12 protein-coding genes are annotated in these 12790 nt (G+C 60.8%); all 12 read left to right on the forward strand.

Translation table 11 applies throughout. From position 1 onward, the window contains the following. Positions 1 to 29: 29 nt before the first annotated feature. The 12 genes from ACQK2L_RS17305 (at position 30) to ACQK2L_RS17360 (ending at position 12783) form a co-directional block, all read left to right on the forward strand. Entirely contained in the window at positions 30 to 773 is a 744-nt protein-coding gene (locus tag ACQK2L_RS17305) for an alpha/beta hydrolase (RefSeq protein ID WP_425398285.1), read from the forward strand. 175 nt (positions 774 to 948) lie between these two features. After that, positions 949 to 3402: a tetratricopeptide repeat protein gene (locus ACQK2L_RS17310; protein ID WP_425398286.1), complete on the forward strand. Its 2454-nt coding sequence runs from the start codon at positions 949 to 951 to the stop codon at positions 3400 to 3402. 38 nt (positions 3403 to 3440) lie between these two features. After that, positions 3441 to 3932, forward strand: a complete 492-nt coding sequence (locus ACQK2L_RS17315; RefSeq protein WP_425398287.1) for a hypothetical protein — start codon at positions 3441 to 3443, stop codon at positions 3930 to 3932. 16 nt (positions 3933 to 3948) lie between these two features. Beyond that, entirely contained in the window at positions 3949 to 4854 is a 906-nt protein-coding gene (locus ACQK2L_RS17320) for a sensor histidine kinase (protein ID WP_425398288.1), read from the forward strand. Beyond that, entirely contained in the window at positions 4851 to 6239 is a 1389-nt protein-coding gene (locus ACQK2L_RS17325) for a sigma-54-dependent transcriptional regulator (RefSeq protein WP_425398289.1), read from the forward strand. Before ACQK2L_RS17320 ends, ACQK2L_RS17325 begins: the two co-directional genes overlap by 4 nt. Before the next feature lie 235 nt (positions 6240 to 6474). Continuing rightward, positions 6475 to 6906, forward strand: coding sequence for a flagellar basal body rod protein FlgB (gene flgB, locus ACQK2L_RS17330; protein ID WP_425398290.1), 432 nt, complete (start codon positions 6475 to 6477; stop codon positions 6904 to 6906). 41 nt (positions 6907 to 6947) lie between these two features. Continuing rightward, a complete protein-coding gene (flgC, locus tag ACQK2L_RS17335) occupies positions 6948 to 7358 on the forward strand; it encodes a flagellar basal body rod protein FlgC (protein WP_425398291.1) in 411 nt (136 codons plus the stop codon). A 39-nt stretch (positions 7359 to 7397) separates the two neighbouring features. Then, positions 7398 to 7697, forward strand: coding sequence for a flagellar hook-basal body complex protein FliE (gene fliE / locus ACQK2L_RS17340; RefSeq protein WP_425398292.1), 300 nt, complete (start codon positions 7398 to 7400; stop codon positions 7695 to 7697). A gap of 73 nt (positions 7698 to 7770) precedes the next feature. Next, a complete protein-coding gene (locus ACQK2L_RS17345) occupies positions 7771 to 9390 on the forward strand; it encodes a hypothetical protein (RefSeq protein WP_425398293.1) in 1620 nt (539 codons plus the stop codon). A gap of 53 nt (positions 9391 to 9443) precedes the next feature. Then, positions 9444 to 10661: a FliG C-terminal domain-containing protein gene (locus ACQK2L_RS17350; protein WP_425398294.1), complete on the forward strand. Its 1218-nt coding sequence runs from the start codon at positions 9444 to 9446 to the stop codon at positions 10659 to 10661. A 53-nt stretch (positions 10662 to 10714) separates the two neighbouring features. Beyond that, on the forward strand, positions 10715 to 11386 hold the full coding sequence (locus ACQK2L_RS17355) for a FliH/SctL family protein (RefSeq protein ID WP_425398295.1): 672 nt from the start codon (positions 10715 to 10717) through the stop codon (positions 11384 to 11386). A 44-nt stretch (positions 11387 to 11430) separates the two neighbouring features. Next, on the forward strand, positions 11431 to 12783 hold the full coding sequence (locus tag ACQK2L_RS17360) for a FliI/YscN family ATPase (RefSeq protein WP_425398296.1): 1353 nt from the start codon (positions 11431 to 11433) through the stop codon (positions 12781 to 12783). The last annotated feature ends 7 nt before the right edge of the window (positions 12784 to 12790 follow it).

The raw sequence follows: 12790 nt of genomic DNA on the forward strand, positions 1-12790 counted from the left end.
CCCTCTTAGCACCGTCGAGAATCTCTATCATGCATCGCCTTGCCGGCCACGCTGCAAGCAATCATCCCTGGAATAAGATTATCCCCACACCGCCCGAAGGTGGTTTCGGCACTGCGCTGAAAAAGCCTCGAGCGCGATCGGCGTTCGATGCTCCGATCTCCACGTTCTTGCCGCTCAACTACGAGGCGGGGTACTCCTATCCCTTGGTGGTTTGGTTGCACGAGACGGGTGGCAACGAGCGCCATCTGCCGCAGATCATGCAACACTTGAGCATGCAGAACTTCGTGGCGGTCGCTCCCCGCGGTTCGCACGAGTGCCACCACAACGCTCGTGGCTACCGTTGGGTTCAGCAGCCCTCGGCCATTTGCTCCGCGGATAATGCAGTTAGCGAAGCGGTGCAGTTGGCCCACGCTCAGTTCAACATCAACACCGACCGAATCTTCCTGGTTGGCCATGCCGAGGGAGGCACCATGGCCATGCGTTTGGCCATGCAGTCGCCAGAGCAATTTGCTGGCGTCGCGTCAATCAATGGATGCCTGCCGCGTCGGCATAGTGTTCTCCGCAATGTGAATCGTCTCCGTACCCTGCCCTTCTTTCTCGCTTCGGCACGCGAATTCGAGGGCTATCCAGAGCCGACGGTTTGCCACGACCTGCGAATGCTGCACTCCGCTGGTTGCGGTGTCTCGCTGCGGCAGTACCCAGGCGACGACGACCTGACAACCAGCATGCTGGCAGACGTGAATCGCTGGATCATGGATCAAGTTTGCGGCTAGAGCAGATCTAGCCGAACTCTATTGCTGCCAGCAGTCTCTTCATTTGCAACGCTAGCGTCCAGAGTTTGGATTGACGCTAGTGGCCCTGTCTTGTAGAAGCCGCGTGGACGAACCTGCGCAGTCGCTCGGCCTATCAGCTCGCGACTGCAGTTCCACCTGAGCCAAGGATGGCAACGTGGCAGACGAAGACACCACACCGAGTAACGACGAGGCGCCCGCTGAGCGTCCATCGCTCATTGCTCGAATAAACGCCTTGCGCGATTGGGCGAGCGCTAATCGCCTGCGCGCTGTAGGTGTTTCTGTGGGACTGCTCGCGCTGGTGGTTGCCACCGTTGCAACCTGGCTGTATTTGGCGGCGCTGACCGTTTCTTCTGGCACGCCCACGCTTCAGCAGGCGCTGGATGCCTACGATGCCGGCGAGTTCGAGGAAGCCCGTTTGCGCGTCGTTCGGATGACCGAATCAGGCGACTTGATGCCGGACGAATATGGAGGACCGCTGTTTGTGCTGGGCGCCGTGAAGGCTGCCGAGGCGGAGCAGCAGTGGTCGGCTGTGCTGCGGCAGACCCAGTTCATGATTGCTTCGAAGTACTTGCAGGAAGCCAAAGCCGTTGGGTTTCCAGAGGACCGCAAGAACGAGGGGAACACGCTGCTGGGACGCGCGTTGATCGAGAGTGGCGACAACCGAGCGGGGCTCGATGTGCTGGAGGGGGCGTTGCAGGTCGAGGGCGCCGACCAATCGCAACTGCACCTTACGCTGGCCTCTGCCTACGTGCTGGCCGACCCACCCGAATACAACAGTGCTCTGAATCACCTCGACACTGCGCTGGATGATGTGGAGCTGACCGGCGAACCGCGCGTCACGGCGCTACTGGCCCGAGTGAACGCTTTGGCCAAGCTCGCCCGATTCAACGAAGCGCGAGCCACGCTGCAGGCGATTCCCGCGGGCGACATGACTCCCAGCCAACTTGCGATTGCCGCCGGCCAGATCGATATCGACGAGTTGCGGCGTCAGTTGGGAGCGAACATAAATCCCGACTTCAAGCCAACGAAGCTTCTTGACGCAGTGCAAGCGAGCATCGAGAAGCTCAAGCGAATCTCGCCAGCCGACCCATACGCCGAGGAGGCCATGTACCTGTCCGGTGTGGCCTATGGTCATATTGGCGATACGAACAACGCAATCCGTCAGTTCGAGCGGGTGCGCAAGCTGTTCTCCTCCTCCCCTATTGGCATCGCAGCTTCCGTGGTGGAAGGCGACTTGTATCGCGAGCAGAAGCGGGATAACGCCCAAGCTCTCACCGCATATCGCCGCAGCCTGTCGGTGCTGGACGCACCCAGCGCCTATCGTAATCAGTACCTTCCGCTTCCAGAGCTTCGACAGCGGATGCTTGCCGCGCACAGCGACTTCTTGGCTCACGACGACTTCCCCGCCGCGATGACGCTGGTCGAGCAACTCGATGCGTTGCTTGGCAAGACCAAGCAGGTGGAACTGCTGGCCGAAACCAATGCCGAGTGGGGGCGACATCTGCTGCAAAAGGCCATGGAGGCCGGTGTCGAACCCGTCAAGCTCCGCCGCGAGGGTCGAGTCCGACTGCGCGAAGCGGGCATTGGCTACGAACAACTTGCCGAGCGTCACTTTGCAACCGAAGAGTACACCAACGCGGTGTGGAAGAGCGCCGAGTGTCATCTCGGGGGACAGAGCTACACCAGTGCGGTGCGGATGTTGAACGAGTACCTGCGAAACGAGCCCGTGCAGCGGAACGCTCAAGCCCTGCTGCGGCTGGGGCAGGCCCACTTGGCGCTCGGCGAACCAGCGGATGGCATTTTCGCATTGGAAGAGTGCATCGAGTTGCACCCCCAGGACGCCGCGGTGTTCCGTTCGCGACTGGATTGTGCCAAAGCCTATCGCGACGAAGGTAAAGCGCGCGAGGCGGAGCAGTTGCTATTGGCAAACCTGCACAGCAGCGGCCTCACACCCCAGAGTGAAGAGTGGCGCGACTCGCTCTTTGAGCTGGGTCGTTTGTTGCACGACGATGGGAAGTACGAGGAGGCCATCGACCGACTGGCAGAAGCCGTTGAACGCGATATCGACACTCGCAAGGCGCGACTGGCCAACTACTTGATTGCCGAGTCGTATCGTCGCGCGGCCGAAGGCCCACTGGCCGAGTTGGAAAAGGCAAAGACGGCCAACGAGCGCGAAAGCAGTACTCGCGAGGTCCAGCGTTATCTGACCGAAGCACTGTATCACTATGAGCAAGTGCGGGTCGAAATCGCCAACAGCAATACGGTTTCGCTTCTCGATCGAGCCATGCTCCGTAACTGCTATATGTTTAAGGGGTCGGTTCTGTTCGATCTGGGGCGTGTGGAACGCTCGCCGGAGCGATTCAAGGCCGCTATCGACGAATACTCCAACGTTTCGACGCTGTACCAAAACGAACCGTTCGTGCTGGAAACGTTTGTGCAAATTGCCAACTGCCAGCGGCGTCTGCAGGAACCGGTGAAAGCCCGGCTGAACATCGATCAGGCGTTGCAGCTGCTTGCCCAGTTGCCTCCGGATGCCGACTTCCTGGCCACAACGAACTTCACTCGCAGTCAATGGGAACTGATGCTGACCGAAATGCGGAAGTGGTAAGCCACTCCGATTGGCCGCAACCCAATTAAATACCAACTATGTCTTCCCTTGCCACCGACAACCTGGCTCAACTCATTCGCAAGAAGCACCGCGTGCTGATGCAGCTTCGCGACATTGGCTTGCGCCAGCAGCAGGCTGTTGCGGACAAGGCAACGTCCAACTTGCTGCAGTTGCTCGGCGCCAAACAGCACTTGATCGCCGCCCTGCAGATGGTGGAGCGAAGCTTGCGTCCGTACCAGGCGGAAGACCCCGAGTCGCGCGTCTGGCGGAGTGCCGAAGAACGCGCTGCGTGTGCTCAACAGCAGGCCGAGTGCCAGCAGCTGCTCGCCGAAGTCATGCAGCTGGAACGCGACCAGGAAGCCAAGATGATCGAACGCCGCGACGATGTGGCGGCCCAACTTCGCCGAGCCAACTCGGCCCATCAGGCGGTGGATGCGTACGCCCAGCACCGCGCACCTCATCAGCACACTGCCATTCCCAGTCCCCACGAGAACCTCTCTCCCCATTTGGATCTGACCGCTGGTAGCTGAGACACGATTGCCCATCATGACCAAACCTACGGACAACTCGAACCAGGATGCGACTCCGTTGCTGCGGTTGTACACCGAGCAAGACGCTGGAGAGTTGGCTGTCGATGCCGATCTGGAGACACTGCTCGATGCGTGGAACCAGGCGACGCAGAGGCTCGAAAAGACGCACGCCATGCTGCACGCCGAAGTGGCGCGGCTGAGCGACGAACTGGAACGCAAGAACCGAGAACTGGCACGCAAGAACCGACTGGCCGATCTGGGCCAGATGGCTTCGCACGTGGCCCATGAAGTAAAGAACAACCTGGTGCCCGTTACGCTAAACCTGAGTTTGCTTCGCCGCCGCCTGAAAGGCGATAGCGGGGCGCTCGACACCCTTTCCCAAGTCGAGGCAGGGTTTCAATCCCTGGATGCTACCGTGAACGATCTATTAAGCTTCACCGCCCATCGTCAGCCCCAGCCCAGCGACTTTATCGTGGGAGCCCTGGTTGAGGAAGTGATCGAGTCGATTGCCCCGCAACTCGAGGCGCAAGCCGTGGACGTCGACATCGACGTGCCACCCAACTCGGTGCTGAGCGGCGACCGCGAGATGATTCGGCGGGCGGTACTGAACCTGGTGCTCAACGCTTTGGACGCCATGCCCGACGGTGGCCAGCTAGTGGTTACCTCCTACGAAGGCCGCGAAGCGCTGGAACTCGAAATCGCCGATTCCGGTCCTGGCGTGCCTGAGCAGCATCGTCGCAAGTTGTTCGAGCCGTTCTTCACCACCAAAGGCACCGGCACCGGGCTGGGGCTGGCAATCGTCGAACACATCGCCCAGGCGCACGGCGGAACGGTTACCGTGACCAACTGTCCCGAAGGCGGCGCCGCATTCACGCTTCGGTTCCCACGGTTGGGACGCGGCACGTTGGGAGTGGCTGCATGAGCTCTGGTGAAATCACTTCTCGCATTCTGGTTGTCGACGACCACCCGCGCTCGCGCGAGTCGGTTGCCGCGGCGTTGCGCTCTTCGGGCTACGATGTCCACGCAGCGGCAAGCGCTGTGGAAGGACTCGCCCACCTGCGAAGTGCCGCCTGCGACATTGTGATCACCGACTTGCAGATGCCGGGCATGGACGGATTAGAGTTCATTCAAGAGATCGCACGACTGGGCCTACCGACCGAAGTGCTAATGATCACGGCCCACGCCAGCATCGCCACGGCGGTGGAAGCCATGCGGTACGGTGCCTTCGACTACTTGGAGAAGCCATTCGACATCGAACGGCTCGAGCAGGCGGTGGCCAGGGCATCTGCCCACCGAAACGTGAAAGCCAACCGCGAGGAATCAACCGGCGAGAACGAACGCACGATTGTCGGCAGCAGTCCGGCCATCGAAGCGCTCCGCAAGCAAGTCACGCTCGTTGGTCGCACCGAGGAGACGGTGCTGATCTGCGGCGAAAGCGGCACCGGCAAGGAGCTGGTCGCCCGCGCGCTACATGCTGCCAGCAGTCGTGGTGACAAGCCGATGGTCAGCCTGAATTGCCCCGTGCTTTCGGAGCAGTTGACCGAAAGCGAGCTGTTTGGGCATCGCCGTGGCGCGTTTACCGGCGCTGAAGCCGACCGCGTCGGGCGGTTCGAACTGGCGCAAGGCAGTACGCTGCTGCTGGACGAGATCACAGAAATCAACCTGGGGCTACAAGCCAAGCTGCTTCGCGTGTTGCAGGAACGAACCTTCGAACCAGTGGGCGCCAGCACGAGCATCGAGGCCGACGTGCGTGTGCTTGCTTCGACGAACCGCGATCTGCGCGGCGAAGTCGAGCGGGGGCACTTTCGCGAAGACTTGTTCTATCGGCTGAACGTAGTGCCCATCGAAGTGCCTCCGCTGCGCCATCGCCGTGAAGACGTGCCACAACTGGTCGAGCACTTCCTCGGGCAAGCCAACGATCGGCTGGGCGGACCTTGTCGTACCGTCGCTGCGGACGCTCTAGACGTGCTCGTTGAATACGACTGGCCGGGCAATGTTCGCGAGTTGCAGAACGTCGTGACACGCGCTTGCGTGCTAGCCGAGCGAGACACGATTGCCGCCTCGCTAATTCGACCCTGGTTGGGAGCGCCGGCGGTGAGTGATGCGTCACCCACCGGGACCGCTGCCCAGCAAGATGTCACTTTGGCGGAGATGGAGCGGCAGGTCATTCTGGCGACGCTCAAGCGTCACGAAGGGCACCGGGCACGCACGGCCGAGGCGCTGGGCATTGGATTGAGAACACTCAGCGGCAAGCTGCGAAGTTATGGAGTGGCGCCCCGGGAGAAGCAACTGCAAGACGTCGCTTAAAACAAGCTAGCGGCAGAAACTGCCGATTGGTGTCGGCACGAATTGCCGATGAGCTGCGGAAGCCGGGCAGGCTGGCAAACCACCTAAACGTTTGGCAAGAGAGATAAGACGCGGGATTCACTGAGGTCAAAAGACGTTGGGCAGGTCGCTGGACGTGCCTAGCGAACAAATGGCACGGCGGTTGCAAAACCGTGCGGACGAGCGGCGCGCGCCGTACAAACCACAAGGAAGATCGATGTTACCTTCGATGTTGAATCACACAACGCTGCCATTGCTAGAACAGGCGGTGAACTTCACCGAAGCTCGGCATGGTGTATTGGCAGGCAACATTGCGAATATCGACACTCCCGGCTACAAGACTCGGGACTTATCTCCGGAACTATTCCAAGAGAGCCTGAAACGAGCGCTGGAAAAGCGGGACGAACGCCCAGCGACCGAAGTCTCGCCTGGCGTTCTCGCACCACGCGAACGTGCCCGGCAGATAGACGCCTTCGCGGAAGTGAAGGAGTCGACCAAACACCTGCTGTACCACGACGAGAGCGACGTGAGCTTGGAATCGCAAGTCACCGAACTGGCAAAGAACCAAAGCGTGCATAATATGGCGGTCAGTTTGCTGACCCAACAATTCCGTTTGCTCGAAGCGGCCGTCACCGAACGGGTGGCCTAGATAGTTTTCCATTCGACCATAACTTAGTGAGACGTTAGAAAATGTTCAGCAGTTTCGATATCAGCACGAGTGGCCTGGTGGCACAGCGGATGCGGCTGAATGCCATCTCGTCGAATCTGGCCAACATGTCGACCACGCGAAACGAACTGGGCGAAGCGGTGCCGTACTCGCCTCGGTACGTGACGTTTCAAACCGACACCGAGATCCATTCACCCGGCGGCGGCGCTGGCGTGAAGGTCGGCAGCGTCGAGATCTCGAACAAACCACCCCAGATGAAGTACCAGCCCGGGCACCCCGACGCCGACAGCCGTGGCTACGTCGCCTATCCCAACGTCGACATGACATCGGAGATGGTCGACGCCATGCAAGCCACGCGAGCGTACGAGGCCAACGTCGGTGTGATTGAGATCACCAAGGACATGGGTCGCCAATCGCTACGTATCATCGCCTAGTGCTGACGCCACACGCACTCCCCCCTCCCCCATATCGCCATGAACAACATCAGCTCGATAACCACTGCCCCGTCGATGCCCCGCATGCCGACCGTCAAACCGACGGGCGGTGGCGACTCGTCGTCGTTCAAGGACATGCTGGTCAACTCTATCAAGGAGGTGAACAGCATGCAGACCGAGGCGGATCAGGCGGTCGAAGCCCTGTTCACTGGCGAAGACGTCAATCCGGCCGAGGTGCTGACCGCGGTGCAAAAAGCCGATTTGGCGTTCCGCCTGACGATGCAGATGAGAAACAAAGCGATGGATGTGTACCGAGAGATTCGCGATATCCGCATCTAACCAGCGAGTGAACCATACCAACGGGCTGAAATGAGTTCAGCTCCTGCCAACGACTCCACGGACGGAACCTGTTGTGAATACGTTTGCTGCCCAAATCCGAGACCTCTTCGAATCGATGACACCCGGTGCTCGGATCACCGCGGGATTGCTATTGGTGGTGGCGGTAGTGAGCCTCGGGTTCCTGTTTCAGTCGTCCGCGTCGGGGCCGGATGCCTACCTCTTCGGTGGGGCGATCTTCTCGCAGGACGAAATCAACCGCATGGAAGCCGCCATGGCCGAGGCCGGCTTGTCGGGTTGGGATACCGAGGGCAACCGCATTCGCGTGCCCAGAGACAAGCAAACGGAGTGCATCGCAGCGATCGCGAGCGCCGGCGCTCTGCCCGAGAACTTTTCGTCGATCATGGACGAGGCCCTCGCGCAGTCGGGTTCGATGGAACCACGCCGTAAGTGGGACTTTCGCGCGAACAATGCCCGCGAAAAGCAGTTGTCGCTGATCGTCTCCAAGATGGACTGGGTGCAAAGCGCGTCGGTGATGATCGACATTCAAGAGCGGCGCGGATTCAATCGCCGCAGCGACGCTTCGGCCAGTGTGTCGGTCACTCCCAAACCGGGTGAGATGATCGATCAGGTTCGCGTTCGCAACCTCCAGAAGCTAATCGCCGGCACGTTCGCCGATATGTCGGCCGACAACGTGCAGATCATCAGTTCCACCGGCGAGGTCGGATCGGAAAGCGAACCATGGTTCGACGATCCCTACTTGCGTGCACGGGAAGAAATACAAAAGAGTTACCGCGGCCGGCTGCTAACGATGCTTAGTTTCATCCCGGATGTCCGCGTGCAGGTCAGCGCCGACCTGGACAACAGGGCATCGAGCACCCTCACCAAAACGACTCCAGGTGAGCCGAAGACGCGAAGGATTTCCAACGAAAGGGAGACAGAGCAGTTCACGCAGAACGATTCTGGCGGTCGGCCGGGCCTGCCGGCACAGGGTCCGCAGCGCCGGGGCACCGACGAAGGGCTCGATCGCACCAATTCAAAGATGGTGGAACGCGAGAACTCAGTCGAAGACAATGAACTCGGATTCACGCATGAGGTGGAAGAGTCTGTTGGCTTCAAACCCAAGGAACTGTACGCCTCGATCGCGATTCCGCGCGACTACGTGATTGGTGTATGGCAGCAAAACAATCCAGAGAGCAATCCTGCAGACCTGACCGACACCGACATGAAGGCCATGGAAGGCGAAGTCAAGTTGAACGTCGAAAAGGTGGTGCAGAACATCCTGCCGCGTCTGTCGCTGGGCGAAGACGAGTACAAGCAGGTGGAAGTGATCTTCATCGATTCGATCAAACGTTCTCCGCCCCCGGCGCCAACGGTGGCCGACACCGCCATGGCCTGGACCGGACAGTACTGGGGAACCATTTCCATGATCGGCCTGGCTGGTGCGAGCCTGCTGCTCTTGCGTTCAGCTGTCCGGCCGGCCGCCCCCAGCGAAGCAGCGCCTTCGAGCATCGAGGTCGATTTCAGCGAGCAACAGCAAGCGGCTGCGGACAACGAAGAAGCGGAAGAACGCAAACGACCCAAGCTCCGCATCAAGAAAGGCGAGTCACTCAAAGAGGACCTGAGTGACATGGTCCGCGAAGACCCCGACGCCGCCGCCAACATCATTCGAGCCTGGATTAACAACGCTGGCTAAGCCCACCTCGCTACCACCAACAACACAGCCACTCCGCCCGATAGCAGTCTCCCATGACAAGTTCCCTTTCCCCTTCGTTGCGAAAAGCGGCCATCCTGCTCCGCAGTCTGGATGCAGAGTCGGCGACCGTGCTGCTTGCGCAGCTCTCGGACGACGAAGCGCGTGCAGTGCGCGAAGCGATGAAGAATCTGGGAGAACTCGATCCGCTGGAGCAAGAAGAGCTGCGGCATGAGCTGCGGAGCCCTGCCGCCGAGGTTGAAGACCACGACCACGGCGGGGTGGAGCTGGATTTCTCCACCGCGGTGACTCAACAAGAAGACATGGCGATGTTGCACGCGCGGGTTGCACCCGAACTCGTGGATCCCACGCCGGCGGTTACGAGACCGTTTGGTTGGATTGAAGGTGGCGACCTGCCTTCGCTAGCAGCGATTCTCGAGCGGGAGCATCTGTCGACCGTGGCGGTGGTGCTATCGCACTTGCCGCCCGAGCTTGCCAGCCAGGTATTGGATGCCTTGCCGATGAGCCGCCGGGCGGCCGCTTTGGAGCGGCTGGCCGATTTGGGAGAGTCGGACCGCGACTGCCTGGAGGTCATCGAACGGGAACTTGCCGAGTGGATCGCTACGCAAAAGGCAGAGAAGCAGCGACGTGCCGACCGGCTGCAGTCGATCCAAGCCATCCTGAGCCACTCGCCTGGCGCAACTTGCGCTTCGGTGCTGCAAGAGATCGCTCGGCACGATCAATCGCTGGCCGATGAGATCGGCCCGGTGCGTTCGGCCACTCGAGCCCGGCAGGCGATGAAGATGGTGGAACGTTCGCTGGGCGAACAAGCCGTGGGGCTGCGGAAGAGTCCGCCCTCGCTACTAGCCGCAGCCACGCGTCCGGTCGAGCCGCGCCGCGTGGAGACTCAACCTGCGCCGAAGCCCGTCGCCATCGAAAAGACTCCGCCGCCAACTCCACCAGCGCCCAAGCCGACGCCCGCGCCCAAGATCGACTATCCGTTTGAGCGAATCACCGAGTTGAATCAGCAGCAGCTGGCCGAGTTGTTTCGTCACTGCGATTCTGAAACCGTGGTCCTGGCGTTGGCTGGAGCTTCGGAGCTGGTGACCTGTCACATCGAGAGAATGCTGCCGAAAAGCGTCGTCAAGGAACTCAACCGAAGGATGCACAACCTGTCGTCTATCCGACTATCGGACCTTGGCAAGGCCCAGTCGCAATTGGCCGAAACGGCCGGGCGGTTGTTTGCCGATGCCCTTTTCCTACACGCCCATTGAGGCGACTTCGCTGCACTTTACACATCCGGTAAATCCCTAGCACTTCATCAACCTTGGCCACCATCATCAAACGCGGTTCGCAAGCGGAGCACCCCAGCAGCCCTGGTGTGTATCCGATTGCATTTAGCTTCGAAACACTCGAAGGTCGTGCCGACGAGTATCTCGAAAGCGTGCGCCGAGAGGCGGCGAAGATTGTTCAGCAGGCGCACACCGACGCCGAGAAAGTGCGGCGCGACGCCGAGAAGGCTGGCCGGGTGGCCGCAGAGCGGGCGGCCGAGCGGTTGCTCGACGAGAAGGTAAACTCGCAGATGCGGACCCTCAAGCCGGCGCTCGAAAGTGTTGCCCATCAACTGGCGGACGCGCGTGGCAAGTGGCTCAGCGAATGGGAGTCAGCGGCTGTGCACCTCGCCGCACGCATGGCGGAGCGCATCCTCCGGCACGAACTCGACAAAGAACCAATGGCACCGCTCGGCCTGATCAAGGAGTCGCTGGAACTGGCCTCCGGATGCGCGAACATCACGATTCACCTCAGTCCGCAGGACTGCAAGCACCTGGCCGCCGCGTCCAGCGAGATCGTCGATAGCCTCAAGCAACTCGCGCCTGCCAAGATCATGGCCGACGCGTCGGTTTCGCCGGGCGGCTGCATTGTGAAGACCGAGTTTGGCGAAATCGATCAACGCATCGAGTCGCAACTCGCCCGCCTCGAAGAGGAACTCACCAGCTAGACCGCACGCCTATGTATTTTTACTTGAACACTTTGGACCGCGCCTTGCCGACTCGTCTGGTTGGTAGCGTGATGGAAACCTCCGGCGGCACCGCCGCGGTGGCCGACTTTCCTGCACCCGTTGGGTCGGTGGTGGACATCGAGCGCAGCAGCGGTGGGAGGGTGCGTGCCGAAGTGATCGGGTTTCGCGAAAATCGTACGATCGTGTTTCCTTACGAAAGTCTGGTCGGGATTCGCCGCGGCGCGCAGGTTCGACTCGTCGCCACGTTGCGGCATTTGCGTATTGGCGATGCACTGCTGGGACGCGTGATCAACGCGCACGGACAGTGCGTCGACGGTCGTCCACAGCCGATGCTGACTGAACGAACCCTGGTGGAGCAGGATCCCCCACCGCCGGCCGAACGCCCCCGCATCGACGAGACATTCGCCACCGGCATTCGTGGCGTCGACAGCATGCTGCGTGTGGGACTCGGACAGCGAATGGGCGTATTCGCCGGACCGGGTGTGGGAAAAAGTGTGCTGCTCGGGATGCTCACTCGTTACACCGAAGCCGACGTGAACGTGATCGCGCTGGTCGGCGAACGTGGCCGTGAACTCAACGACTTTATCCAACGCGACCTTGGCCCTGAAGGCTTGGCCCGGAGCGTGATTGTCTGCGCGACGAGCAACGAACCGGCCGTATCGCGCGTGCAAGCTGCTCATACTGCCACGGCCATTGCCGAGCACTACCGCGACAAAGGCAAGAATGTCTTGCTGCTGGTTGACTCCGTCACTCGCTTTGCCACGGCGCTGCGCGAAATCGGCCTGGCCGCCGGCGAGCCGCCTGCGACGCGTGGTTTTCCTCCGTCGGTGTTCGCCACGCTGCCCAAGTTGGTCGAGCGTGCAGGCCGCAACCGCCATGGCAGCATCACCGCATTTTACTCCGTGTTGGTGGAAGGCGACGACCGAGCCGATCCCGTGGCCGACACCATGCAGGGTCTGCTCGACGGCCACCTGTGGCTTTCGCGAGAGTTGGCTTCCAGTGGTCACTACCCGGCCATCGACGTGCTGCAAAGCATCAGCCGACTGATGAATGACATTTCGACGCCGGAAGTGGTTGCTGCCGCCACGTCGATCCGCAAGCTGATGGCCATCTACCGTGACAACGAAGACTTGATCTCGGTGGGCGCCTACCGTCGCGGGACGAACAAGGCGATTGACGCGGCCATCGAGATGCGAGACGCGATTGCCGCGGTTCTCCAGCAAACACCCGACGAGGAATGCAGTTTGGAGAAGTCGACAGAGTTGTTGCTCGCCCTGGCGGCTCGCGCCCAGACGTTCCTGGCCGGTGCGGCGCAAGCTGGCCGTCAGCAGCAGCAAGCACCAGCAGCCCAACCACAACCACAAACAGCCGCCTGAACGTTAG

It is taken from the genome of Aeoliella sp. (genome assembly GCF_965227375.1).
Taxonomy (GTDB): Bacteria; Planctomycetota; Planctomycetia; order Pirellulales; family Lacipirellulaceae; genus Aeoliella.